The organism is Candidatus Dechloromonas phosphoritropha (assembly GCA_016722705.1).
Classification (GTDB): domain Bacteria; phylum Pseudomonadota; class Gammaproteobacteria; order Burkholderiales; family Rhodocyclaceae; genus Azonexus; species Azonexus phosphoritrophus.
The window spans coordinates 31,174-56,177 of sequence record JADKGN010000004.1; the positions used below are offsets into that span (position 1 = coordinate 31,174).

Annotated in this window: 24 protein-coding genes and 3 pseudogenes; 14 read left to right on the forward strand and 13 right to left on the reverse strand. The window is 59.5% G+C overall.

The genetic code is table 11. The features are described 5' to 3' along the window. Positions 1 to 447: 447 nt before the first annotated feature. Together IPP03_05840 and IPP03_05845 are read right to left on the reverse strand one after the other, a co-directional pair. Positions 448 to 1,014 (reverse strand): hypothetical protein, encoded by a 567-nt coding sequence (locus IPP03_05840; protein MBL0352182.1) that lies wholly within the window; start codon positions 1,012 to 1,014, stop codon positions 448 to 450. Positions 1,015 to 1,069: 55 nt separating this feature from the next. Next, on the reverse strand, positions 1,070 to 1,945 hold the full coding sequence (locus tag IPP03_05845; protein ID MBL0352183.1) for a J domain-containing protein: 876 nt from the start codon (positions 1,943 to 1,945) through the stop codon (positions 1,070 to 1,072). A 309-nt stretch (positions 1,946 to 2,254) separates the two neighbouring features. Between IPP03_05845 and IPP03_05850 the strand changes: the two are divergent. From IPP03_05850 to IPP03_05860, 3 genes and pseudogenes are all read left to right on the forward strand, one after another. Continuing rightward, positions 2,255 to 3,648: pseudogene (locus tag IPP03_05850) on the forward strand (IS1380 family transposase). A 355-nt stretch (positions 3,649 to 4,003) separates the two neighbouring features. Beyond that, positions 4,004 to 4,339, forward strand: a complete 336-nt coding sequence (locus IPP03_05855; GenBank protein MBL0352184.1) for a type II toxin-antitoxin system RelE/ParE family toxin — start codon at positions 4,004 to 4,006, stop codon at positions 4,337 to 4,339. Between the two features lie 5 nt (positions 4,340 to 4,344). After that, positions 4,345 to 4,629: a helix-turn-helix domain-containing protein gene (locus tag IPP03_05860; GenBank protein ID MBL0352185.1), complete on the forward strand. Its 285-nt coding sequence runs from the start codon at positions 4,345 to 4,347 to the stop codon at positions 4,627 to 4,629. Between the two features lie 332 nt (positions 4,630 to 4,961). Here the strand turns inward: IPP03_05860 and IPP03_05865 are convergent. After that, positions 4,962 to 6,256 (reverse strand): annotated as a pseudogene (locus tag IPP03_05865) (IS4 family transposase). 146 nt (positions 6,257 to 6,402) lie between these two features. Between IPP03_05865 and IPP03_05870 the strand changes: the two are divergent. Then, positions 6,403 to 6,591 (forward strand): annotated as a pseudogene (locus IPP03_05870) (DUF4102 domain-containing protein). Between the two features lie 19 nt (positions 6,592 to 6,610). Here the strand turns inward: IPP03_05870 and IPP03_05875 are convergent. Further along, positions 6,611 to 7,177: a cold shock domain-containing protein gene (locus IPP03_05875; protein ID MBL0352186.1), complete on the reverse strand. Its 567-nt coding sequence runs from the start codon at positions 7,175 to 7,177 to the stop codon at positions 6,611 to 6,613. A 237-nt stretch (positions 7,178 to 7,414) separates the two neighbouring features. Here IPP03_05875 and IPP03_05880 point away from each other — a divergent pair, with 237 nt between their 5' ends. Genes IPP03_05880 through IPP03_05895 form a run of 4 tightly spaced genes read left to right on the forward strand, consistent with a single transcriptional unit; the run spans position 7,415 to position 9,380 of the window. Then, positions 7,415 to 7,765: a helix-turn-helix transcriptional regulator gene (locus IPP03_05880; protein MBL0352187.1), complete on the forward strand. Its 351-nt coding sequence runs from the start codon at positions 7,415 to 7,417 to the stop codon at positions 7,763 to 7,765. A gap of 11 nt (positions 7,766 to 7,776) precedes the next feature. Continuing rightward, positions 7,777 to 8,796, forward strand: a complete 1,020-nt coding sequence (locus IPP03_05885) for a permease (protein ID MBL0352188.1) — start codon at positions 7,777 to 7,779, stop codon at positions 8,794 to 8,796. Positions 8,797 to 8,805: 9 nt separating this feature from the next. Further along, positions 8,806 to 9,129 carry a hypothetical protein gene (locus tag IPP03_05890; protein MBL0352189.1) on the forward strand — a complete coding sequence of 108 codons (324 nt, stop codon included), beginning with the start codon at positions 8,806 to 8,808 and terminating at the stop codon, positions 9,127 to 9,129. Positions 9,130 to 9,149: 20 nt separating this feature from the next. Next, the gene (locus tag IPP03_05895; protein ID MBL0352190.1) at positions 9,150 to 9,380 is read left to right on the forward strand and encodes a TM0996/MTH895 family glutaredoxin-like protein; all 231 of its coding nucleotides are present in this window, start codon (positions 9,150 to 9,152) and stop codon (positions 9,378 to 9,380) included. 448 nt (positions 9,381 to 9,828) lie between these two features. Here IPP03_05895 and IPP03_05900 read toward each other — a convergent pair whose 3' ends face one another. Together IPP03_05900 and IPP03_05905 are read right to left on the reverse strand one after the other, a co-directional pair. Further along, a complete protein-coding gene (locus IPP03_05900) occupies positions 9,829 to 10,281 on the reverse strand; it encodes an ArsR family transcriptional regulator (protein MBL0352191.1) in 453 nt (150 codons plus the stop codon). Continuing rightward, the gene (locus IPP03_05905; protein ID MBL0352192.1) at positions 10,253 to 11,362 is read right to left on the reverse strand and encodes a hypothetical protein; all 1,110 of its coding nucleotides are present in this window, start codon (positions 11,360 to 11,362) and stop codon (positions 10,253 to 10,255) included. The genes IPP03_05900 and IPP03_05905 overlap by 29 nt, the downstream gene beginning before the upstream one ends. 280 nt (positions 11,363 to 11,642) lie before the next feature. On the opposite strand from IPP03_05905, the gene queA reads away from it, so the two are divergent. From queA to secF, 5 genes are read left to right on the forward strand one after another with little or no spacing between them, the layout of a single operon-like run. Next, positions 11,643 to 12,689, forward strand: a complete 1,047-nt coding sequence (gene queA / locus IPP03_05910) for a tRNA preQ1(34) S-adenosylmethionine ribosyltransferase-isomerase QueA (protein MBL0352193.1) — start codon at positions 11,643 to 11,645, stop codon at positions 12,687 to 12,689. Then, positions 12,679 to 13,791, forward strand: coding sequence for a tRNA guanosine(34) transglycosylase Tgt (gene tgt / locus IPP03_05915; protein MBL0352194.1), 1,113 nt, complete (start codon positions 12,679 to 12,681; stop codon positions 13,789 to 13,791). Before queA ends, tgt begins: the two co-directional genes overlap by 11 nt. 40 nt (positions 13,792 to 13,831) lie before the next feature. Then, the gene (gene yajC, locus IPP03_05920; GenBank protein MBL0352195.1) at positions 13,832 to 14,188 is read left to right on the forward strand and encodes a preprotein translocase subunit YajC; all 357 of its coding nucleotides are present in this window, start codon (positions 13,832 to 13,834) and stop codon (positions 14,186 to 14,188) included. 48 nt (positions 14,189 to 14,236) lie between these two features. Further along, positions 14,237 to 16,114: a protein translocase subunit SecD gene (gene secD, locus IPP03_05925; GenBank protein MBL0352196.1), complete on the forward strand. Its 1,878-nt coding sequence runs from the start codon at positions 14,237 to 14,239 to the stop codon at positions 16,112 to 16,114. A gap of 12 nt (positions 16,115 to 16,126) precedes the next feature. Then, positions 16,127 to 17,074: a protein translocase subunit SecF gene (secF, locus tag IPP03_05930; GenBank protein MBL0352197.1), complete on the forward strand. Its 948-nt coding sequence runs from the start codon at positions 16,127 to 16,129 to the stop codon at positions 17,072 to 17,074. A 69-nt stretch (positions 17,075 to 17,143) separates the two neighbouring features. On the opposite strand, the gene IPP03_05935 is transcribed toward secF, so the two are convergent. Next, positions 17,144 to 18,163 (reverse strand): PstS family phosphate ABC transporter substrate-binding protein, encoded by a 1,020-nt coding sequence (locus IPP03_05935; protein MBL0352198.1) that lies wholly within the window; start codon positions 18,161 to 18,163, stop codon positions 17,144 to 17,146. A gap of 320 nt (positions 18,164 to 18,483) precedes the next feature. Here IPP03_05935 and IPP03_05940 point away from each other — a divergent pair, with 320 nt between their 5' ends. Beyond that, the gene (locus tag IPP03_05940; GenBank protein ID MBL0352199.1) at positions 18,484 to 19,674 is read left to right on the forward strand and encodes a cation transporter; all 1,191 of its coding nucleotides are present in this window, start codon (positions 18,484 to 18,486) and stop codon (positions 19,672 to 19,674) included. Positions 19,675 to 19,735: 61 nt separating this feature from the next. Here IPP03_05940 and IPP03_05945 read toward each other — a convergent pair whose 3' ends face one another. The 6 genes from IPP03_05945 to IPP03_05970 form a co-directional block, all read right to left on the reverse strand. Further along, on the reverse strand, positions 19,736 to 20,425 hold the full coding sequence (locus IPP03_05945) for a cytochrome b/b6 domain-containing protein (GenBank protein ID MBL0352200.1): 690 nt from the start codon (positions 20,423 to 20,425) through the stop codon (positions 19,736 to 19,738). A gap of 68 nt (positions 20,426 to 20,493) precedes the next feature. Then, the gene (locus IPP03_05950; protein MBL0352201.1) at positions 20,494 to 20,949 is read right to left on the reverse strand and encodes a cytochrome c; all 456 of its coding nucleotides are present in this window, start codon (positions 20,947 to 20,949) and stop codon (positions 20,494 to 20,496) included. Positions 20,950 to 21,073: 124 nt separating this feature from the next. After that, positions 21,074 to 21,355, reverse strand: coding sequence for a DUF2322 family protein (locus IPP03_05955; GenBank protein MBL0352202.1), 282 nt, complete (start codon positions 21,353 to 21,355; stop codon positions 21,074 to 21,076). 57 nt (positions 21,356 to 21,412) lie between these two features. Continuing rightward, positions 21,413 to 22,945 carry a MarR family transcriptional regulator gene (locus IPP03_05960; protein MBL0352203.1) on the reverse strand — a complete coding sequence of 511 codons (1,533 nt, stop codon included), beginning with the start codon at positions 22,943 to 22,945 and terminating at the stop codon, positions 21,413 to 21,415. Between the two features lie 302 nt (positions 22,946 to 23,247). Beyond that, entirely contained in the window at positions 23,248 to 24,642 is a 1,395-nt protein-coding gene (locus IPP03_05965) for an IS1380 family transposase (GenBank protein ID MBL0352204.1), read from the reverse strand. 99 nt (positions 24,643 to 24,741) lie between these two features. After that, positions 24,742 to 24,990: a hypothetical protein gene (locus IPP03_05970; GenBank protein MBL0352205.1), complete on the reverse strand. Its 249-nt coding sequence runs from the start codon at positions 24,988 to 24,990 to the stop codon at positions 24,742 to 24,744. Positions 24,991 to 25,004: the final 14 nt, after the last annotated feature.

Here is a 25,004-nt window from a genome sequence, read left to right on the forward strand (position 1 = left end):
ACCAGTGCATTGAAGGAGTTTTGCTTGTTTGAGAGTCAGATGGTGCTGTTGTGCAAAATTTTGCACGTCACCTAGCCACATGGGTTGCCGACAATAAAAGCAGCGGCCAGATTGTTTGTGAAAAGCAATTTTGCGGGACGTAACGAGAAACGGGCGGCTGTATGCGGCCATGAGAAACCCCTGAAGTTAAGGAATAACCCACGCCCGACATTGCGTCTAGGCAATGGTACTGACCCTCTAGCGCGTGATCAGCACTACAAACTCGGGGGATTGCCCACCGACGTCTAGGCATCTAATGTGATTGCCTAGTACCGATAATAATATGGAGCATCCTCAATGTCCAGATTCCCGTTGCGAGGGTACCAGCCCGAGATTTCTCGCCGTGGATCTGGAGAAGCAACTGCTACCCGGCCCTTAGACATCCTCAGTCAAAACGAGTCAACTTCCTCAGTCGCAATACATTACCTTGCCTCGCTGGTAACAACGCGCTCCATCGCTGCGTGTGGTCTTGCCGGCCTCTGTCGTATATCGCTGTCCGGTTTGATCCGAGCAACTTGCTCCATTGCAGCTTTTGATTACAGACAGTGGGGCTGGCGCTTGATAGTCGGCAGCTAGCTCAGGTTGCCGCGCCTCCTTCGCCGCACGCGCTATTTCCAAATCACGCTGGCGTCGCTGATTCTCTGCAATTTCCTGCTGTAAGCGAATTGATGCTTGTCGAGCATCCTCTGCTGCTACTGCACGTTGTTGCTTTTGTAGTGCCGCACGATCGGCGGCTTTCTCGGCCTCGATGCCTTCGACCTGTGCTGCTGTACGCGCATTGACTTCATAAGCTTGGCGCTGCCGTTGAGGCGAAATATATTCGCTTGGGCGAACCTGTTCCACGCTTGCTCCCCCAGAACAAGCACCATCAGTGATAACAACCTTGCCATTTGGCATCCGGCACTTGATCGCGTCGGCGTGGGCTGCTTCTGATAGTGTGACAAGCGTGAGAAGTAACAACAAACCAGTTTTCATTAACACCCCCTACGGCTCACGATGTACCCCCGAAATTTCCTGACTCTTCTGGCCCCTATCTTGCACCAGCTAGCGATGGGCCTACTTGCTCCTGAAACCAAGCAATACAGTGGCGACCAGAAGCAAATGTGCGTTGCTGACCATTCCAATGGACGGCAAAGTTAAGGCCGATAATCATAAAATCGCCGCCATATTCAAGCAACACACGCTTTACGTCGTCGACTGTCGCGTTAGGCGCCATTGCCTTTGCCAAGGACATGGCGCTCGAAGGGTCTGCATTTCTTCCTGGGGCGGGTCTGCTCTGGTTTTCGGGAAAAACACCAAACCTGCCCGTGATCTTATTGATCACCAAAGCTGGATCAAGATCATCGCCCAGCACCCGGACTGCCTCATTTAGCGCTCTTGCAGCATCCTTGCGGCCAGTTGTGATTAGCATTTTAGCGAAGTCAAGGACAGCCTTCTGCTCGCCGAAATATCTCGTCAGAAAGGCATTGTGCATTACCTCTGAGACCTGTCGCCGATTCTTGAATGCCTTTTCTGTAATCATGTACAGGCGAAACGTGAAGGCCAAACTCTTGGAGGTCTTTGCCAGCGTCGCTGCTAATGTTGTCAGGTCAGGGTAATACTCCACTGCCGTTTCCCAGTCCTGACTAAACTGTTGCACCCCCTCGTCAGCGGCGGCATCACCGGCATCGAAATCACTCTCGCCCATGCCGGTGCTTTGATACTCAGCATCGTAAGCCTTGCGTTTGACGGGGTCAGAAAGCACCCCGTATGCCTCGTTGATCTCAGCCATCTTGCGGTGAGCCTCGTCGGCAGACCCCGAATACTTATCCGGGTGATAGCGTTGAGCGAGGGCGCGAAATGCTGCCTTGATGACCACATCTTCGGCTTGCGGGGTAACCCCCAGGATCGCGTAATAGTCTCTCATCTGTGAAACGCCCCGTATTCCTCAGAGCGGCGAGTGATAATGTTATTTGGATTATGCCCCAAGGAACCACAAGGGTCTGAGTTTTTGGCATCGTAAATTCTCGACAAACCGAACGATAGAGATAGCAGCAATCGGCTGGAGGCAACGTTGGGGGCATGTCGGAAATTGATAAATAGCAAACCATTGCAGCGCAGGCGATCCAGATGTTAGCCCGAATTTTTCATAAAAGCAGGCGAATCTCGTTTAACCCATTGATATAATTGGGGTTACGCCAATAACGCTTCGTAAGAAGCCTAAACGAGACCGCCTATGGACCATTCTATCCCAACCCAGCTTCGCTTTCCCGCCAGCGCCGGATTTACGATCCGGGCAGAGTTTGACGGCGGGGCGATGTCCTCCGACTTTGGCGCACTCCTGTTGCGTGGCATCGACCTGCAAATCGGCCTGATTCCCCGCCTGGTCAGCGCGATTCACGACAAACGCCACGCCTCGTACATTGACCATCCCCTGGCCGACCTGCTTCGTCAGCGGATATTCCAGACCGCCAGCGGTTACGCCGACGGTAATGACGCCAACACGCTGCGGCGCGATCCGCTGTTCAAACTGGCGGTCGGTCGTGCCCCGCTGGACGAGGGAAATGACCTGGCCTCCGGCCCCACGCTCTCCCGGCTCGAAAACAGCGTATCGCGCAAAGACATTTACCGCCTGGCCAAAAGCTTCGTCGACGCCTTCATCGCCAGCTACGCCCAAGCGCCTGCCGTGATCGTGCTCGATATGGATCACTCGGAGGATGCCACTCACGGGCAGCAGGAACTGGCGTTCTATAACCCCCACTACGGGAATCACTGCTACCTGCCGCTGTTTCTCTTCGAAGGACTTTCCGGGAAGCTGATCACCGCCGTCCTGCGTCCGGGCAAGCGTCCCACCGGTAAAGAGAATGCGGTCATCATCAAGCGCGTGCTGCACCTGCTCCGCCAGGCCTGGCCCGAGACCCACATCCTGCTGCGCGGGGATGGTCACTTCGCGAATCCCGAACTGATGACCTTGTGCGAGTCCGATCCGCATCTGGACTTTCTCTTCGGCCTGGCCGGCAACCAGGTGCTCTCGCCCAAGGCCGAGCCGCTGCTGAAGAAAGCCCGTGCGCTGCACCAGACACACAGCGCCAACGCCCAGCGCCTGGGGAACGCCGAGCCTGCGGCGACACGACTGTACGACGATATCGAGTATCAGGCGGGCTCGTGGCCCAAGGCTTACCGCGTGGTGGTCAAGGCCGAGGTGATGGCCTTGGGTGACAACCCGCGGTACGTGGTGACCTCGCTGTCCGACCCGACGCCTGATGTGCTTTACAAAGAGCTGTACTGTGCTCGAGGGCAGGACGAGAACTTCATCAAGGCGGTGAAGAACGACTTGGCCAGTGACCGGACCTCCGATCATGCCTTCCTCGCCAATCACCTGCGGCTGTTCTATTCGTGTGCGGCGTATGGGTTGATTCACGGCTTGCGCGAGAACACGCTGGTGCATACGGAACTGGCCAAGGCGCAACCGCTGTCGATTATCCTGAAACTCTTTAAGTTGGCGGTGCGCGTGGTGCAGTACAAGGATCGGATCAAGCTGTCCTTGCCTACGTCGTGTCCGATGAAGGGGTGCTGGCGCGGGTGACCGAGTTGCTTTACCTCGTCCCGCGCCCGCCGGCACCGGCCTGATCGACTCGGCGACGCCGTCTCATGCTACCGACTCGAATCCGCTTGAGCGGAGGTCAGGTCTCGCCAGCGCTCTGTCCAGGGATCGATGGCGGCAGGGTGTGATGCCCAAAAGTTGGGGTATTTGGCCGATCGTGGCGGGTTGGCAGCAAAATTCGCAGCAAGCTGACTCGCATCACGGCTGGAATGGCACGACATTGACATCGCGCGGCGGGTTTATGAAACATCCGGGTTAGTTCGAGAGACATCCACCGCATGCTTTCGGGACTATTTTTCGCGTGCGTTTAATTTAGCCGCCGCACACCGGCCGGTCAGATAGACTATCCTTGAACTAATCCATTGGATTAGAATCTATCCTGTGCAAACCATCGCCGAAACCACCGAATACATCCGCCGCGCTGAAAAGCTGCTGGCCGATGACGAGCGCCGGGACTTGCTGCACTACCTGGCCGCGCATCCTCGAGTTGGCGACCTGATGGAAGGTACTGGCGGCGTGCGCAAGCTGCGCTGGTCGCGAGGCAGCCGGGGGAAAAGCGGTGGGGTGCGGGTGATCTATTATTTTCACAGCGATGGCGTGCCGCTTTACCTGCTGACCCTGTTCGCCAAAAACGAACGGGCGAACCTGAGCAAGGCGGAGCGCAACGAACTGGCTGAATTGGTCGGGCTGCTGGTCGCTGCCTGGCATGAGGAGTAAGCAACATGAGCAAGGCGTTCGACAGCATCAAGCAAGGGCTACAGGAAGCCATCGCCCACGCGCACGGCGACAATGAGGCGGTGCGTGTCTATCGCCCGCAGTCGGTGGACGTGAAGGCGCTGCGCACCCGCGTTGCCATGACACAAGAACAGTTTGCCGCCCGCTTCGGTTTTTCCGTGGCGACCCTGCGCCATTGGGAGCGCGGTGACCGTAGCCCGCAAGGGCCGGCACTGGTCTTGTTGAACGTGATCGACAAAAACCCGACTGCCGTGCTCACCGCCCTGCAATAACACCCTGATATAATTTGCCGCCTTCGACCCCGTCAAAAAATTGCAGCATCGTTTTGGCGGGGGTAACTTTGGGGGTAACTCCGAAAATCCGAAAACGCGAACCCTTGCGCCGCAAGTCATTCCCGGCTTTGTTCGATGCAGGCTCGGCACCAAACAGCTATTTTCAGCAGTCCAAAGAAGGCCGGAAACTCCAGTAAATACAAGGGTTACGGCCTTTTTTACGTCTAAAGCAGTCCGATATAGGCTATTGCAATCCGGGGGTACATGGGGAGATAAAACGCATTCCATTACACACAAATTATTCAAAATTACACTTTGAAGTTGAACTCGCGTCATAACGCATGAGCCTCTCTCGCGAATCTGATCCCGGCGGCGAAATCGACGACGCGTTGAAGGCCAAGCCAAAGGGTCTTCACCCCTGGCTCGCCATCGCCCTTGCGGGCCAGAAATCCGCCAAGCATCGCCACCAAGCGCACCACTTCATTGAGCCTGGGCGGCGTCTTGGGCACCTTCTTCCGATTCAGGATGTAAGCCGCTTGCCATTCGTCCTGCTCGAACAGCAAGGCCGCATCCAGGTCTGGGCAGGTACGGCCCAGGCGCATGAGTCGGGCAATCCGCCAAGCCACCACCATGAACAGCGCCAGCGCCCGTTCCAGCCGCGCCACGGTGCTCAACTGCAACGCCTCTACGCGGCAGCCGTTCTTGAGGACATGGAAGAACAGTTCGATCTCCCAGCGCGCCCGGTACCAGTCGATCAGTTCGGTCGCCGCTTCGAAAGAGTTAATCGGCCGATTGGTCAGCAGCCGCCATTCCACCGGCTTCACGCCCTCGGGGGCACTTTCTTCTCGCGCCACCAGACAACTCACCTCGATCCGGCTCCCCTTGCCGTCGGAGACCGTCACCCGCTTTGCCCAGACTCGTTGCCGAACGTCCCGCGCCTTCTGTCCTTGCCGCGAAGGCATCGTGAAGCGGATGCCGCCGAGCGCTTCGCTGGCCAGGACCTCAGTCCACAGCTTGCCGCCCTCGGGAAGCGCCCGATTGTGCTGGGAACGAATCAGCCAGTCGGCGGGATGCCCCAGCTCGCGGGCTTGCACCATCAGGGCCACGATGTCCGCCTCCCGATCCGCCACATACACCAGCCGGGTGTCCGGCATGCTGCTCGCCAACTCCGCGATGCGGGTGTAGCCCTCCGTCCAGCGGGTGCTTTCCAGCAGGCCACCTCGTTGGCCGCTCGCGTCCTTGGGTTCGCGTGCCCACATCCAGGCGTCCAGAACACCCAAGGGTTCACGCTGCGGACTGACCGCGTAGGTGGGATGCACGTACATCCCGCGTTGGGCTTCATACGAGAGCGGCCCCAGACCGGCAATGCGCTGACCATTGAAGTCGAGTTCCGTGGTGTCTTGGATGCACAGCACCACCGGATGCGCCCGCATGCGCGTTTCGGCGCTTCCCCAGTGCGAGGCCAGGATGGCTTCCCATTCGATGTCGTCCTGCGCAAAAAACGATACGCCGCCTGGGTTTCCGCCCAGCCGCCGCAGGCTTGCGGGATACTGGCCATCGGATTGGCTGCCATGCGCTCCGCCAGCAGCACCGTGCGCTTGTCCAGACGCCGGTCGCCCAGGTCGATCGCCTTGAATTCTTCCGCTGCCCAACCCATCACATCCACCCAGCATTTCTTGTAAAGTCAGCATGTTACGCAGAGGTGTTGAAGTTGTGTGTAATGGGATGGATAAAACGGGGGTACAAAGATTTTTTGAAAAGCGTATTCCCCAAATGCCACCAAGCGACACTGCAATTCGAGCCGCCAAGCCTGCCGAGAAGGCATGCAAGCTACCGGACGAGAAAGGGTTGTTCCTGCTGATCGATCCGAATGGCTCAAAGTATTGGCAGCAGAAGTACCGATTCAGCGGCAAGGAAAAGACCCTAGCTCACGGAGTCTACCCCGCCGTCGGGCTGAAGGATGGCGGAGAACACGGCCAAGCTATTTCGAGAACAGACTCGTGCACCACTGGGATTCGCATGGCACACCATCCCCATCGCCATCCATTTGGGTATTCGGGCAATTTCTCAGGAAATACGTGGCCTCGGCGCAGGAGGTCATCTGTGAGCAGTAGGTCCGGCCATCACAGGAAAATCGACCTGGGGAAGCGGCCCCGGGAGTGCTAGCCAGAGTGGCCGATTCCACTGATGAGGCGTTGAACTTGGGAGCCAAAAACTTGTAGCCGGCGGCCAAAAGCATGCCGATAAGGACGACCCCGACAAGTCGGCCAAGTAGCGAGGTTCCTTGCCGAACCGACGCGCGCGGAGGGGCTCTACGTGCTACGGTGGGCTCGCCACCAGGACGCTGAACTCGAACAGCTTTTTTCTTCCCATCCTTGTTGAGGGCAACCTCAAACGATACAGGCTCCCCAATCTTCGGTTGGCCACCTCGTTTTGGGTAATCCGAGATGTGGACAAAAAGGTCCTGCCCCCCGTTCAGCGGGGTGATAAAACCGAATCCCCGAGTCTCGTTCCAAGTCTTCAGCGTGCCGTTGATACGTGTGTCCATAGCCAAGTGCGTCGAGCAACAATTCAGGCTCAATTATCCACATGTTCGCCTATGTCAGGCGGCTACCAACCTTGGTCAAAATTTAACGCGCATTGACACTTACAGCCAATGCAAACAAATCGACCGAGCGTTTCAGTCTTGCCATGGCGTACAGCAGAACAGTAGCTACCAAACACTTGATGGTCTGTCACAAAAAAGCCATTTGACACCCATTGATGTTTCTATAAACCTGGAAACATGAATACGTTAATCGGTGCTGAAATCTTCGCTGCCCTGGGGCATGAATCCCGCCTCGCCATCTTTCGCCTGTTGATCGAGGCCGGACCCGATAGCATCAATGCCACGGCTATCGGTGAAAAACCGGGGATTCCCAATGCCGCGCTTTCCTTCCATCTGTCCCATCTTAGCCGCGTTGGCCTCATCAAGGGAGAACGCGAAAGCCGATCCATCCATTACTCCGCCGGGTACACAACGATGGACGAACTCAACTCATTCCTGACACAGAACAGTTGTCAGGGCGATCAATACCTGCCGAAAACCCAGGCCGCCGCAACAACTGGCAAGCGACAAGCTAAGGTGGAAGCGTGAATACGGCTACCATGCGGCGCGCCCACCTGAGCTGGCTCGTGCTTGGCCTCGCAACTTGGATTGCCGCCTACGCCAGCCTGATCCCCTTCGCCAATGCCGTGATCGCACTACTCGGCCTGTCCCGTGAGACACACCTGGGCGAAGCGGTTCATTTCTTCTTCTACGACACGCCAAAGGTGCTGTTGCTGCTCACCGGCATCGTCTTCCTGATGGGTGTTGTGCATACTTTTGTTGCTCCGGAACGAACACGTGCCTTGCTTTCCGGGCGCCGCCTCGGCGTCGGCAACATCATGGCTGCCAGCCTCGGTGTGGTCACGCCCTTCTGCTCCTGTTCGGCAGTGCCATTATTCATCGGCTTTCTCTCGGCCGGCGTGCCGCTCGGCGTCACCTTCTCTTTCCTCATCTCGGCGCCCATGGTCAATGAGGTCGCATTGGCGCTACTGTTCGGGCTGTTTGGCTGGAAAGTCGCCGCGCTCTATCTTGGCCTCGGGCTCGCGGTGGCTGTCGTCGCTGGCGTCGTCATCGGCCGACTCGGCATGGAAAAACATCTCGAATACTGGGTACGCGAGATGCAATCGACGCAATCGGCGGATTACGAAGGGACGGCACCGACCTGGGCTGATCGCATCGATGCTGGCGTCGCGCATGTCAAGGAAATCGTCGGCCGCGTCTGGCCCTGGGTGCTCGCCGGCATCGCCATTGGCGCCGGCATCCACGGTTATGTACCGCAGGACTTCATGGTCTCTTTTATGGGCAAGGACGCACCGTGGTGGTCAATTCCCGCTGCGGTGCTGCTCGGGGTACCGATGTACACCAACGCTGCCGGCATCATACCGATCGTCGAAGCACTGCTTGGCAAGGGCGCGGCACTCGGCACCGTGCTCGCTTTCATGATGAGCGTTATTGCGCTCTCGTTGCCAGAGATGGTCATCCTGCCCAAGGTGCTGAAACTGCCCTTGATCCTGACTTTCGCCGCCGTGGTCGCCTGCGGCATCCTCATCGTCGGCCTGATCTTCAATGCTGTCTTGTAAGGAGTTTACATGCCTGACGCCGTCCGGCATCCTTCCATCGTCGCGCTGGTTTCACTGGCTGCCAACATTGCATCCAATCATCCGAAACAAGGCTTGTGCCAAATCCAACGTTTGCGCGGCTACGGCATCAGCGAGGAGCAGATTGCGCTGGCGATCGACATCACCCGCCATATCCGCGACGAGGCCGGCGAAATGCTCGACCGCAGCTTCGACGAAGAAGCTGCCGTGGTCGCTGCGGCCTGGCCTCCCGCCGAACCGCCGGCACCGACTATAGAGGCTATGCCGGAGACGGCCTGTTGCACACCCACCGCCAAGGGCAACGCCTGTTGCTGAACCACCCGAAAGGACACATGATGAAAAACGTCAAGATACTCGGTACAGGCTGTACCAACTGCAAAAGCACTTACGCTTTGATTGAGGAGGTCGCCAAGGCCAAAGGCATCGACATCCAGCTCGAGAAAGTCGAAGATCTCAAGGCGATCATGTCACACGGCGTGATGAGCACGCCGGGCGTCGTGATTGACGGCAAGGTGGTACATGCGGGCGGCATCCCGACGCGAAGCAAGGTCGAGGGATGGTTCTGATGTGCTGTCTCGCTGTCCAGCTCTGGCTACTGTTTGTGCTGCTGGCCGGCAACGCTTTTGCCGGCAACTAACCAGACTTTCTGGTCAAGTAGACTGGCTTGCCGAACATCTCGATGATCCCAAGCTGGCCATTCTCAATGTCCGCTATTACGCCCGCCGCCCTATGACTGTCGGGCATGCCCCCCGCGCGATCATGATGCAACGCTGGGGGATCAATGACGACTCTACCATTGTCGTGTACGACGACTTGGTCGCAGCCCTGCCCGCCCGATAATCGGCCTGAGAAAGAGTTTCCTCAACAAGCGAGGCTGGCTGCACTGACCTGCTACACGCCTGGAAGCATAAAAAGTTTAGGCGTTCAAGTCTCAGGACTGCGCGCATGGTCAGATTTTTCGTGCGGAGGTTTTAGTCACTAACCAGTTCAATCATCACAAATCATGAGAAGAATTCAGGATGCGCAAGCCATGGTTGGCACTATGTTGAAGCGGGTCAATGAGCAGGCCGCAGCGACGACTGAACGTCCCAATCGAGTGAGGTAGTAGCGATAGGTATGAGTGACTTTCTTGATCAAGCCGAGCGTACGCAGTCGGGCAAGTTGGCGCGACATGGCGGACGGAGTGAGCTTCAGATAGCTGAGAAGATCGGCACGACGCCAACCGTGAATGTTGAACTCGCCGCGTTGCATGGTTTGCAGCAAGGCTTTCTCGGCAGGATCAAAGAAGTTCACCCCTTTGACACCGGGAGCCGCCCCCAACCGTGGCATGCTCAATCGCTCCAAGTCACGCTCGCCGGCACTGGGGTCATCGAGGCTGGAGAGGAACGCCAGGTAACGTTGGTTGCAGCCGAGCAGGATGTCGCGCAGGTCGATCAGGCTATAGATTGTCTTCTTCAGGGGCGCCAATTCTCGGGTGGCGTGCCTGTCCCTTGTGTTCCACCTTGCGGTGGTGTTTGAAGAAACTCACGTCATTGACGGTCGTTTCGACCCGCAGTACGCGGGAGAATTTGTCATACACCTTGACGCCAGCGGCGCCCATGGTGTGCTTGATGCAGCGCCCCTCGATACGGGTGGACAACCGGGAACCGATCTCCTGGGCCAGTTGTGGCGTGACCTTCTTGCCCAGAAAGCTGGAGACGCGTTCTGCGTTGGCGGCCAAGACCGCTTGGCGCGAAATGGCGTCATACAGTGGAACCAATATCTGCTCACTGCGAAACATCAGGTCGGTGGAGTATTCGACTTGGCGCAAGCTCCAGTGATACGAGGATCCAAAGACGTCAAGCACTGGGCACAACCACTGCGCATAGCGATCCAGTCGCGGGTGAAGTACGTCGGGACTGAACGCATCCGCCAGCGCCTGCGCCTGCGCGATGTCGGCGACACGCAGGAAGGCGTTGTCCTGCTGGAGGAAGTCGATCCTTTCTCGCGTCAGAGTTCTTGCCAGAGCGCTGTGACCATTACAGTAGAACTGCAACCCGAACGGTGCCCACGTCGGCACACGCAGGTAGCACAACCCCAGTTCCTCGTCGATGAAATAGAAGTAGTAGTGCAGGCACTTGCCTTGATCGGGGCGCAGGTAAGTCTTGCCACTGCCTTTGTCATGCCACGGTTTGTAGCTCGGACAGGCTTCCATGGCCGAGAGCACATGCACCAAACCCGGTGCGTCGCCGCGACCGGCGAGCACTCGCGCGACCAACTCTTCCTTGCGAATATGGCTTTTGCTGACGTGCTCGATTTCAATACCCGCCGCCAGACACACCTCCTGCGCACGCTCACGAATGCGATCTCGCAGCGGCTCGGCAAATCGCGGGTAGTCGAATACCCGAATTCCGTGCGTGTACAAATAACTCGTCATTCCTGCCGCGTAGCACGCACCAGGCAGCGTGCCGGTGATAATGATCCGGTCAAAGCACGAAAGCACGCCATGCATGTTCGTCGCGTATCGTTCCGCCAGAGCCATCGCCAACATGATCGCCTCCTCGGTCATTCGTCAGCCTTCTATCGTAATACCTGTTTGGTTCCGGCTCGTCCGGCTTAGGGTGAGGAGAGGGGGTAATCGCCCTGATATAATTCGTGGCCTGTGACACCAACAAAAAATTGCACCATTCAAGTGTGAGTAACTTTGGGTGGAACCCGAAAATTGTGAAACGTAACCCCTTGCTCTGCAATTATTTCCGCCGTTTATTCGATGCAGGCACGGGCACCAGTAACGACAAGTCGGCTTTCCTCCGGAAAGCCGTTTTTGTTTGCCAAGCGTATCCTTGCCCATGGCGTTGACCGTCGACGACTTCGACTTTCACCTTCCGCCCGAACTGATAGCCCAACACCCGGCGCCCGAACGCACCACCAGCCGGCTGCTGCATGTCTGCGGTCAACAGCGCTTTGACCGCAAATTCGCCGACCTGCCCGGACTGCTGCGTGCCGGTGACTTGCTGGTATTCAACGATACGCGCGTCATCAAGGCGCGTTTTTTCGGACGGAAGGAAAGCGGCGGCCGGGTCGAGGTCATGCTCGAGCGCATTGTCGACGCACAGCACGCCATCGCACAGATCCGCGCCAGCAAGTCGCCAAAGCCGGACACCAAGATACGGCTCGCCGATGCCTTCACGGTCCGCGTTACCGGCCGGGCCGGTGCCGGCGGCGAATTGTTCACCCTGGAACTGGTCGACCGTGGCAGCCTTTGGGAACTCGCCGAGCAGCATGGCAAGCTGCCGCTACCGCCCTACATTGCACACCGCCCCGATGCGACCGACGAGGCCCGCTACCAGACAGTCTATGCCCGCGAACCGGGCGCCGTCGCCGCCCCCACCGCCGGCCTGCATTTCGACGAGGGGATGCTGGCCAGGCTGCGGGCGCAAGGCGTCAGCGCCGCCTTCCTGACCCTGCACGTCGGCGCCGGCACCTACCAGCCAGTGCGCGCCAACAAGATCGAAGAGCACCGGATGCACAGCGAGCGTTTCGACATCCCACCCGCCACCGCCAGCGCCATCGCCGCCACCCGTGGTGCCGGCGGGCGTGTCATTGCCGTCGGCACCACCAGCCTGCGCGCGCTGGAGTCGGCCGCCATGATCGACGGCGCCGTGCGGCCCGGCCCGGCCGAGACTGACATCTTCATCACCCCTGGCTATCGCTTCAAGGTCATCGACCGCTTGATCACCAACTTCCACCTGCCGAAATCGACGCTGCTCATGCTGGTTTCGGCCTTCGCCGGTTACGATGCCATCCGCGCCGCATACGCCCACGCCGTCGGCGATCGCTACCGCTTCTTCAGCTACGGCGACGCCATGCTCCTGGACAAATCCGATGCAGTTTGAACTCCTCAAGACCGATGGCGCGGCCCGTCGCGGCACACTGATGCTGGCCCACGGCGTGGTCGAGACCCCGGTCTTCATGCCGGTGGGCACCTACGGAACGGTCAAGGCGATGACGCCGCAGGCGCTTGCCGATATCGGCGCGCAGATCTGCCTCGGCAATACCTTTCATCTGTGGCTGCGCCCGGGGCTGGACGTCATCCACGCGCACGGCGGACTGCACGGGTTCATGGGCTGGTTGAAGCCGATCCTGACTGATTCCGGCGGCTTCCAGGTCTTTTCGCTCGGCGCCATGCGCAAGATCACCGAGGACGGCGTCAAATTCTCTTCACCGATCGACGGCGCCAAGCTCTTTTTGACGCCGGAAATCTCGATGCAGATCCAGCACGGGCTGAATTCCGACATCGCCATGATCTTCGACGAATGCACGCCCTACCCGGCAACGCGCGACGACGTCGCGAAGTCGATGCGCCTCTCGCTGCGCTGGGCGCAACGCAGCCGCGACGAGCACGACAAACTGGAGAACACAAACGCCCTCTTCGGTATCGTCCAGGGCGGCATGCACGAGGACCTGCGCGACGAGTCGCTCGCCGGGCTCGACGCCATCGGCTTCGACGGCATGGCTATCGGCGGCCTCTCGGTCGGCGAACCCAAGGAAGAGATGGTGCGCATCCTTGCCCACCTCGCCCCGAAAATGCCGACACACAAGCCACGCTACCTGATGGGTGTCGGTACGCCGGAGGATCTGGTGCATTCGGTCACGGCCGGCATCGACATGTTCGACTGCGTGATGCCGACACGCAATGCGCGCAACGGCCACCTGTTCACCCGCTTCGGCGACGTCAGGATCAAGAATGCCCGGCACAAGACCAACACCGGGCCGCTCGACCCGAGCTGCACCTGCCATACCTGCACCCATTTCAGCCGCGCCTACCTGCACCACCTGTTCCGGGCCCGTGAAATTCTCGGCAGCATGCTCAACACCATCCATAACCTGCATTTCTACCAGACCATCATGGCCGAAATGCGTGCGGCCATCATTGCGGGCAGCCTCGACGCGTGGGCAGCGCGCTTTGCGCACGATCGAACGTCCGGTCAGTGTTAGAATCACGCGTTTTGATTTTCAGCTTTCAGGAGTTTGAACCATGATTAGTCTTGCCCACGCTCAAACCGCCGCCGCGTCCTCCGATCCGACCAGCAGCATGATGCAGTTCCTGCCGATGATCCTGATGTTCGCGGTCCTCTGGTTCCTGATGGTTCGGCCGCAGATGAAGAAGGCCAAGGAACACAAGGCACTGATCGCCGCGCTGGGCATAGGCGATGAAGTCATCACCCAGGGCGGCATTCTCGGCCGCATCGTCAAGGTCGAGGAAAGCTATGTCACTGTAGAAATTGCCAGGGTAGAAGGGGCCAAGGGTATGGAAGGCAAGGGCGTAGAAGTTATCGTACAGAAACCATCCATCGGCCTGGTTCTGCCCAAGGGCACGCTGAAGACGCTGTAACCACCCCAAGAGGCGGCTTATGGCCGCCTTTTCTGCCTTGAAGCCGCCATGAATCGCTACCCACTCTGGAAGTACATCACCGTCGCCATCGCGCTGGTTATGGGCTTCGTCTACACCCTGCCCAATTTTTTCGGCGAGTCGCCGGCCGTCCAGGTTTCCAGCGCCAAGGCGACGATCAAGGTCGACCAGAAGGCGCTGGCCCGCGTCGAGGAAGCCCTGAAAGGTGCCGGTATCGCGCACGACGGCATCCAGCTCGACTTCAACGGCGTCAAGACCCGTTTCACGACCCCCGACATCCAGTTGAAGGCCAAGGATATCCTGGAAAAAACCTTCAATCCGGATCCGACCGACCCGCAGTATGTCGTCGCGCTGAACCTGCTTTCCGCCTCGCCGCAATGGTTGACCGCGCTACACGCGCTGCCGATGTACCTCGGCCTTGACCTGCGTGGCGGCGTGCACTTCCTGTTGCAGGTGGATATGAAAGGAGCGCTGACCAAGCGTCTCGACTCGCTGTCAGCCGATCTGCGCACTGTCCTTCGTGACAAGAACCTGCGCCACGCCGGCATCACCCGCGAGGGTGACCGTCTGGTCATCAAGTTCCGCGAGGCCGATGTCCGCGACAAGGCGCGCGACACCATCGCCGACAGCCAGCCTGATCTGCTCGTCACCGAGCAGGGTGAAGGCAGCGACCTCAGGTTGGTCGCCACGCTCAAGCCGGAAGCTCAGAAGAAGATCGGCGAATTCGCGCTCAAGCAGAACATCACGACGCTGCACAACCGGATCAACGAACTCGGCGTCGCCGAACCGGTGATCCAGCAGCAGGGTTCCGACCGCATCGTCGTCCAGTTGCCCGGCGTCCAGGACACCGCCAAGGCCAAGGACATCCTCGGCCGTACCGCCACCCTCGAAATCCGCATGGTCGATGACTCCCCCGGCGCGCTTGACGCGGCGCTGGCCGGCAATCCGCCCTTCGGCACCGAGGTTTACAACGAGCGTGGCGGCCAGCCGCTGCTGGTCAAGAAGCAGGTCGTGCTGACCGGCGACCGCCTGACCGACGCCCAGCCCGGCTTCGACAACCAGACGCAGGAACCGGCCGTCCACCTGACCCTCGATTCCGCGGGCGCCCGCATCTTCAAGGACATCACCCGCGACAACGTCGGCAAGCGCATGGCCATCCTGCTGATCGAGAAGGGCAAGGGTGAAGTCGTCACGGCGCCGGTCATCCGCACCGAGATCGGCGGCGGCCGCGTGCAGATTTCCGGCCGCATGAGCAGCATGGAAGCCAACGACACCGCACTGCTGCTGCGCGCCGGCTCGCTCGCCGCGCCGATGGACATCATCGAGGAACGCACCATCGGCCCCAGCCTCGGCGCCGACAACATCAGGAAGGGGTTCCACTCGACGATGTGGGGCTTTGCCGCCATCGCCCTGTTCATGATTCTCTACTACCAGATGTTCGGCGTCGTCTCGGTACTGGCGCTGGCCTCGAACCTGCTCTTCCTGATCGCCATCCTGTCGATGCTCCAGGCGACGCTGACCCTGCCCGGCATTGCCGCCATCGCGCTGACGCTCGGCATGGCGATTGACTCGAACGTGCTGATCAACGAACGCATCCGCGAGGAACTGCGTGCGGGCATGCCGCCGCAGGCGGCGATTTCGGAAGGCTACGAACGCGCCTTCGGGACCATTCTCGACTCGAACATCACCACGCTGATCGCCGGCCTCGCCCTGCTGATCTTCGGCTCCGGGCCGATTCGTGGCTTCGCCGTGGTGCACTGCCTCGGCATCATGACCTCGATCTTTTCGTCGGTGGTCGTCTCGCGCTCGCTGGTCAACCTGATCTACGGCCGCCAGCGGAAACTGGCCAAGGTCGCCATCGGCCAGGTCTGGAAGCCTGGGGCTGCCGTGGTCAACGGCCAGAAATAAGGGAAAACGGTCATGGAATTCTTCCGCATCAGAAAAGACATCCCCTTCATGCGCCATGCGCTGAAGTTCAACATCATCTCGCTGATCACCTTCCTGCTCGCCGTGTTCTTCCTGCTAGCCAAGGGGCTGCATCTGTCGGTCGAATTCACCGGCGGAACGCTGATCGAGGTGAACTACCAGCAGACCGCCGACCTCGAAAAGATCCGCGGCGCCCTCGGCAAATCCGGCTTCAACGACTTCTCGGTACAGAACTTCGGCTCCTCGCAGGACGTGCTGATCCGACTTCCCTTGCGTGACGCCCAGGATACGGCCAAGCAAGGCGAAGCCGTGCTGCAGGCGCTGACCGCCGAAGCACCGGGCGCGACCTTGCGCCGCGTCGAGTTCGTCGGTCCGCAGGTCGGCAAGGAACTGGCCGAGAACGGCGCGATGGCGCTGCTCCTCGTGGTCGTCGGCATCATGATTTACCTCGCCTTCCGCTTTGAGTGGCGCTTCTCGGTCTCGGCGATCATCGCCAACCTGCACGACGTGATCATCATCCTCGGCTTCTTCGCCGCCTTTCAGTGGGAGTTCTCGTTGTCGGTACTGGCTGCTGTACTCGCCGTTCTCGGCTACTCGGTCAACGAGTCGGTCGTCGTCTTCGACCGTGTCCGCGAGACCTTCAAGAAGACGCGGGGCCTGACGACGCCGCAAGTGCTCGACCACGCCATCACCAGCACCATCAGCCGGACCATCATCACCCACGGCAGCACGCAGATGATGGTCTTGTCGATGCTGATCTTCGGCGGCGAAACGCTCCATTACTTCTCGCTGGCGCTGACCATCGGCATCCTGTTCGGCATCTACTCCTCGGTGCTGGTAGCCAGCCCGCTGGTCATGTGGCTGGGCGTTTCCCGCGAGCAGTTCATCACCAAGCAGAAGAAGATCGTTGAAGGCGCCAACGAGGAAGGCGCGGTCGTCTGACGCGTTCCTCGGGGCGAAAGAAAAGCCGCCCGACTGCGGGCGGCTTGCATCAGACGATGATCGCGGGCGTCAAAAAGTCAACGAGTCGAGCAACTTCATCATTTCACCAGTGCGCGGGCGGGCCTTGTTCTCACCGCCGTGAACCGTGCCGACCTTCTTGGCATTCATCCGTTCGATATTGCTCGTGTATGCCTTGGCCGGTAGCGGCAGGTAATTCGCCTCCTCGACCAGCCGGACGCCGTTGTTCATGAAGTACTCGACAAATTCCTTGACCGCGGGTTTCTCGAGCGACTTCTCGTTGACATAGATGAAGACCGGGCGCGACAGCGGCTGATAACTGCCATCGCGAATGTGCTCGGCCGTCGGCAAGACAGCCGCCTTCCCGTCGCTGATCGCCACCGCCTTCAGCTTCTTCTGGTTCTCGACATAGTAGTCGAGGCTCAGATAGCCCAGGCCGTCCTTGTCTTCAGCGATCCGCTGCGCCAGAACACCATGGTCTTCAGTCCTGCTGACGTCGGTGCGGCTGGACTTGGAGGTGCCAACAACCACCTCGGTGAAGGACTCGAAGGTGCCCGAATTGGCGCCTGGCGCATAGAGATTGATCTTCTGGGCGGGCCATGCCGGGTTGAGGTCCTTCCAGGTATTGATCTTGCCTTGCGCCTTCGGCTCCCAGAGCTTTCTCAACTCGGCCACGCTCATGCTGGTTACAAAGCTATTCTGCGGATTGACCACGACTGTCAGTGCATCGTAAGCCAGCGGCATCTCGTAGAAGCGGATACCGGCCTTGGCGCACTCGTCCATTTCTTTTTTCAGGATCGGTCGCGATGCATTGGTAATGTCGGTCTCGCCGGCACAGAACTTGGTGAACCCGGCACTGGTTCCGGAAACACCGACATTGACGTGGACCTCATGCAGCTTGGCGGTCTGGAATTCCTGGGCGGCAGCTTCGGTAATCGGATAGACCGTGCTCGAACCGTCGACCTTGACCACGGGCGAGGCGCTGAGGGCCACCGGGCTGAAAGCAAGCGTCGCACAAAACGCGACAGCGGGAAGAAGTGAAGATGCGGGTGGCGCTAACATACGTTTCATGGTGAGTCTCCGTGGCTGTAATGGACTGGAAAAATCGAGAAAACCGGCCGCGGCAACAGCCGGTGTTACATCGCACTGCCGCTCCCGCGGCCATGACATGCGGTTTTAACCGAAACCGCGCTTCTCGCCCGCCGCTGTCTTCTTGCCGAGGCAAGACCCGCTGGCGGCGGCGAGCACAATCCCTTCAAGGACAGTGTTTCAGGACCATCCTTGGCAATAACCTTTGACTGCGATTGCCAGTTTGCAGGATACTTAAACGTTGCGTTTTCGACCAAGCTTTTCCTGCCGCTGTCAACTATCTTTGAGATCCTGCCTCGACCATGAGCACCCACGACAACCTTCCCGAAATCTCTTTCGACGACCCCGCCCGCCACGGCATGACCCAGCGGGTCACGTGGATCAGCGTGGTGGTGAATGTTTTTCTCACCTGTGCCCAGGTTCTCGCGGGTATCGTTGCCCATTCCCAGGGTTTGATTGCCGACGGCCTGCATTCGCTTTCCGATCTCGTCTGCGACTTTCTCGTCCTTTTCGCCGCCCATCACAGTAAGGAACCGGCCGACGAAAAACATCCCTACGGCCATGCACGCATCGAAACGATGGCATCGTTTGCCCTCGGAGCGATTCTGGCGGTGACCGGCGCCGGGATCATCTGGAGCGCCGGGATGAAGCTTCAGAATCTCGACAACCTGCCGCCGGTGGCGCCGCTGGCGCTATGGACCGCGGGCCTCGCGCTGGTCGCCAAGGAAGGGCTGTTTCGCTACATGCTGCGCGTCGGCGAAAAGCTGCGTTCGCCGATGCTCATCGCCAACGCCTGGCATGCGCGCTCCGACGCCGCCTCTTCGCTGGTGGTTGCGCTGGGGATCGTCGCCAACATGATGGGCTACACCTTCGCCGACTCGGTTGCCGCCGTGATCGTCGGCTTCATGATCGTCCGCATGGGTGCGGTGTTCGCCTGGGATGCGGTTCAGGAGTTGATCGACACTGGGCTGTCGGTCGAGGAAGTCGCCAGCATCCACCAGGTCGTCGTCGACACCCCCGGGGTCACCAGCCTGCATGAGTTGCGCACCCGCCGCATGGCGCATCGCTCGCTGGTCGATGCCCACATCTGCGTGGATCCGCGAATCAGCGTATCGGAAGGTCATCGCATCGCCGAGTTGACCCGCCAGCGGATACTCAACAGCCACCAGTCGGTTTCCGATGTGCTCGTTCATGTCGACGTCGAAGACAATCCGGATCACGACCTCAAGAGCCAGAACATGGCCGACCGCGAAGAACTGACCAAGGCGCTCTCGCCCCTGCTCGCCGGCCTGCCTGAACCGCAGCGCATTCTCCTGCACTATCTCGACGACGGGGTCGAGGCCGAGGTCTACCTGCCGCGTGATACGCTCGAAAATGCGATGGCCGTGAGCCGCGCCGAACACGAAATCTGCCAGCAACTGACCAGGAATCCGCTGGTCAGCGCCCTGTCGATCAACTACCGGCAGCGAGTCTTTCCGGCCAAAGGCCACTGATTGCCGCCCGGGCGCTTGGGCTGATTCTTCTCGCGTCGCCTCCGACAAGGCGGCGGCAGCCTCACCAGCTCGGTGTCTCGGCAGCGGGTGGCGGCAGCGGAGGCGCCGGCAACCAGGCGCCGCTTGCGCCATAGCCCGCTGCGCCAGCAACTACGAGGGCAAGAATCAGGGCTGGCACGCCACCACCCGTCGCCGAGTCTCCCTTGCCGTCCATCCAGCCGGTCAGCATCGGCTTGACGAGATTCCGCCTCCTGACGCGAGCATAGAAGGCAATCGCGGCGATGTGCAGTGCGATCAGTACATAGATCGCGTTGGCAACCAGATAGTGAATTCCGGTCAGACGATTGCTCAGGTTCTTGTCAACCAGATCGAACAGCGGACCGACAAAGGTGATGTCGTCATTGGCGAAGAGGCCGCTGCCAACTTGCGCGGTCAACAGCGCCAGAAGACCGAAAACCGACAGCGCGCCGAGCGGGCTGTGGCCCTCGCCTTGCCATTCGCCACGCAGGTAGGATGCGATCTTTCCCGGCGTCGGCAGGAATTGCAGGAAACGGGCATAGGTCGAACCGACCACGCCCCAGGCCAGGCGAAAGGCGAGCAACCCGACGATGAAGAGGCCTATGCGGCCGTGCCAGTCGATCAGGTTACCGCCGAGCTGGCCGCTGACAATGGCCGCGACAACGGCAAGGACGAGCGCCCAGTGGAAGACGCGGGTCGGCAGATCCCACAGGCGGAATTTTTGTTGGTTCATGGCCATCCTCCTTCGTCAAATGGAACAGGCGCCCTGCGGCGCCTGCGGCACGATTCACGGCAAACCGATCAGTCCTTGATCTTGAAGTCGTCGTGGCAACCCTTGCAGCTAGCGCTCAACTTGCCCAGTTGCTCCTTGGTCGCCGCCGCATCACCAACCGCGGCAACCTTGGCCATTTCGTTGGCTTCCTTGATGAACGCCAGCGCCACCTTGTTTACACCATCCCGGTTGGTGAAGAATGCGGGCTTGACCCTGGTCTTTTCCCAGCCGGTACCCTTGTCGGTCCCGGGCATGAAAAGGGCGCCCATACCCGAATTGGCGATGGCCTGAATCGCATTGGCGGCCTTGATGACCTCCTCCTTGTTGTAGGTGCCTTCAACGTTCATCTTGATGCGGGCCATGTTCCAGGCCATGAAGCCGTAACCGGACTGGCGCCACTTGATGGCATCTTCTGGCTTGATCTGCGCCACGGCCGTGCCGGTCAGGGTGATAGCCAAAAGTGCAAGCAGAAGTTTCGACTTCATCGCGTGTTCTCCATGGTGGTTGAGGAAATTCCAGGTTGCGGACAGTATGCGAGGCCCAAGCCGCTTAAATTCCGCAATATTATAGCGCTCCCCATGCAGTGGACGACAGCTAACCCCACCCGGGTCACAACTCGAAAACGTGCTTGACACGCAATGCCGGCCCATCCTGCTCGACGGCGATCAGGCGGTCGATATTGGGGTGTCTGCCAGGGTTGATCCGGGCATCCTCGGTATGCTCGGCGAAGATTTCCAGGCCTTTCCTTGCGGCCTCGCGGTTGATCGAGCCGAAGGTTTGCGCCAGATGGTTATAGACCGCCAGCGAACCCTGGCTGCCCGGCTTGTTCTCGATGGCGGCAACGACATTGCCGTCGGCGTCGAGCAGGTTGATAGCTGCGAGGTGGGAAATTCCCGGGAGTTTTTTTAGTCACTAACCAGTTCAATCATCACAAATCATGAGAAGAATTCAGGATGCGCAAGCCATGGTTGGCACTATGTTGAAGCGGGTCAATGAGCAGGCCGCAGCGACGACTGAACGTCCCAATCGAGTGAGGTAGTAGCGATAGGTATGAGTGACTTTCTTGATCAAGCCGAGCGTACGCAGTCGGGCAAGTTGGCGCGACATGGCGGACGGAGTGAGCTTCAGATAGCTGAGAAGATCGGCACGACGCCAACCGTGAATGTTGAACTCGCCGCGTTGCATGGTTTTCAGCAAGGCTTTCTCGGCAGGATCAAAGAAGTTCACCCCTTTGACACCGGGAGCCGCCCCCAACCGTGGCATGCTCAATCGCTCCAAGTCACGCTCGCCGGCACTGGGGTCATCGAGGCTGGAGAGGAACGCCAGGTAACGTTGGTTGCAGCCGAGCAGGATGTCGCGCAGGTCGATCAGGCTATAGATTGTCTTCTTCAGGGGCGCCAATTCTCGGGTGGCGTGCCTGTCCTTGTGTTCCACCTTGCGGTGGTGTTTGAAGAAACTCACGTCATTGACGGTCGTTTCGACCCGCAGTACGCGGGAGAATTTGTCATACACCTTGACGCCAGCGGCGCCCATGGTGTGCTTGATGCAGCGCCCCTCGATACGGGTGGACAACCGGGAACCGATCTCCTGGGCCAGTTGTGGCGTGACCTTCTTGCCCAGAAAGCTGGAGACGCGTTCTGCGTTGGCGGCCAAGACCGCTTGGCGCGAAATGGCGTCATACAGTGGAACCAATATCTGCTCACTGCGAAACATCAGGTCGGTGGAGTATTCGACTTGGCGCAAGCTCCAGTGATACGAGGATCCAAAGACGTCAAGCACTGGGCACAACCACTGCGCATAGCGATCCAGTCGCGGGTGAAGTACGTCGGGACTGAACGCATCCGCCAGCGCCTGCGCCTGCGCGATGTCGGCGACACGCAGGAAGGCGTTGTCCTGCTGGAGGAAGTCGATCCTTTCTCGCGTCAGAGTTCTTGCCAGAGCGCTGTGACCATTACAGTAGAACTGCAACCCGAACGGTGCCCACGTCGGCACACGCAGGTAGCACAACCCCAGTTCCTCGTCGATGAAATAGAAGTAGTAGTGCAGGCACTTGCCTTGATCGGGGCGCAGGTAAGTCTTGCCACTGCCTTTGTCATGCCACGGTTTGTAGCTCGGACAGGCTTCCATGGCCGAGAGCACATGCACCAAACCCGGTGCGTCGCCGCGACCGGCGAGCACTCGCGCGACCAACTCTTCCTTGCGAATATGGCTTTTGCTGACGTGCTCGATTTCAATACCCGCCGCCAGACACACCTCCTGCGCACGCTCACGAATGCGATCTCGCAGCGGCTCGGCAAATCGCGGGTAGTCGAATACCCGAATTCCGTGCGTGTACAAATAACTCGTCATTCCTGCCGCGTAGCACGCACCAGGCAGCGTGCCGGTGATAATGATCCGGTCAAAGCACGAAAGCACGCCATGCATGTTCGTCGCGTATCGTTCCGCCAGAGCCATCGCCAACATGATCGCCTCCTCGGTCATTCGTCAGGCTTCTATCGTAATACCTGTTTGGTTCCGGCTCGTCCGGCTTAGGTTTTCAGCAAAAGACATTTAGCCCGGATGTTTCATAAACCCGCCGCGCGATGTCAATGTCGTGCCATTCCAGCCGTGATGCGAGTCAGCTTGCTGCGAATTTTGCTGCCAACCCGCCACGATCGGCCAAATACCCCAACTTTTGGGCATCACACCCTGCCGCCATCGATCCCTGGACAGAGCGCTGGCGAGACCTCACCTCCGCTCAAGCGGATTCGAGTCGGCAGCATGAGACGGCGTCGCCGAGTCGATCAGGCCGGTGCCGGCGGGCGCGGGACGAGGTAAAGCAACTCGGTCACCCGCGCCAGCACCCCCTTCATCGGACACGACGTAGGCAAGGACAGCTTGATCCGATCCTTGTACTGCACCACGCGCACCGCCAACTTAAAGAGTTTCAGGATAATCGACAGCGGTTGCGCCTTGGCCAGTTCCGTATGCACCAGCGTGTTCTCGCGCAAGCCGTGAATCAACCCATACGCCGCACACGAATAGAACAGCCGCAGGTGATTGGCGAGGAAGGCATGATCGGAGGTCCGGTCACTGGCCAAGTCGTTCTTCACCGCCTTGATGAAGTTCTCGTCCTGCCCTCGAGCACAGTACAGCTCTTTGTAAAGCACATCAGGCGTCGGGTCGGACAGCGAGGTCACCACGTACCGCGGGTTGTCACCCAAGGCCATCACCTCGGCCTTGACCACCACGCGGTAAGCCTTGGGCCACGAGCCCGCCTGATACTCGATATCGTCGTACAGTCGTGTCGCCGCAGGCTCGGCGTTCCCCAGGCGCTGGGCGTTGGCGCTGTGTGTCTGGTGCAGCGCACGGGCTTTCTTCAGCAGCGGCTCGGCCTTGGGCGAGAGCACCTGGTTGCCGGCCAGGCCGAAGAGGAAGTCCAGATGCGGATCGGACGCGCACAAGGCCATCAGTTCGGGATTCGAGAAGTGGCCATCCCCGCGCAGAATGATGTGGGTCTCGGGCCAAGCCTGGCGGAGCAAGCGCAGCACGCGCTTGATGATGGCCGCGTTCTCCTTGCCAGTCGGGCGTTTGCCCGGACACAGGACGGCAGTAATGAACTTCCCGGAAAGTCCTTCGAAGAGAAACAGCGGCAGGTAGCAGTGATTCCCGTAGTGGGGGTTATAGAACGCCAGTTCCTGCTGCCCGTGAGTGGCATCCTCCGAGTGATCCATATCGAGCACGATCACGGCAGGCGCCTGGGCGTAGCTGGCGATGAAGGCGTCGACGAAGCTTTTGGCCAGGCGGTAAATGTCTTTGCGCGATACGCTGTTTTCGAGCCGGGAGAGCGTGGGGCCGGAGGCCAGGTCATTTCCCTCGTCCAGCGGGGCACGACCGACCGCCAGTTTGAACAGCGGATCGCGCCGCAGCGTGTTGGCGTCATTACCGTCGGCGTAACCGCTGGCGGTCTGGAATATCCGCTGGCGGAGCAGGTCGGCCAGGGGATGGTCAATGTACGAGGCGTGGCGTTTGTCGTGAATCGCGCTGACCAGGCGGGGAATCAGGCCGATTTGCAGGTCGATGCCACGCAACAGGAGTGCGCCAAAGTCGGAGGACATCGCCCCGCCGTCAAACTCTGCCCGGATCGTAAATCCGGCGCTGGCGGGAAAGCGAAGCTGGGTTGGGATAGAATTGTCCATGGGCGGTCTCGTTTAGGCTTCTTACGAAGCGTTATTGGCGTAACCCCAATTATATCAATGGGTTAAACGAGATTCGCCTGCTTTTATGAAAAATTCGGGTTAGCTCGATTTCCGTTTGGTGAAGATCAGGCCGGCGATGAATCCGGCCAGGGAAGTTGCGACCGGGATAGCGAAGGCAATCCTTTGATCGGCGTAGCCTACCCCCATCGGGGTCAGCAGCCAGATTGCCGGTAGCAGGCCGAGGAAGAACCCCTTCAACCCACCGGCGAGTCCAGCCCGCAGGCGCGACGGGGCACGCGCGGTCGAGCCGGGAGTTCCGGTGACCAGGGCCACGGGCACCCGTGGCATTCGCCTCCTGCGGG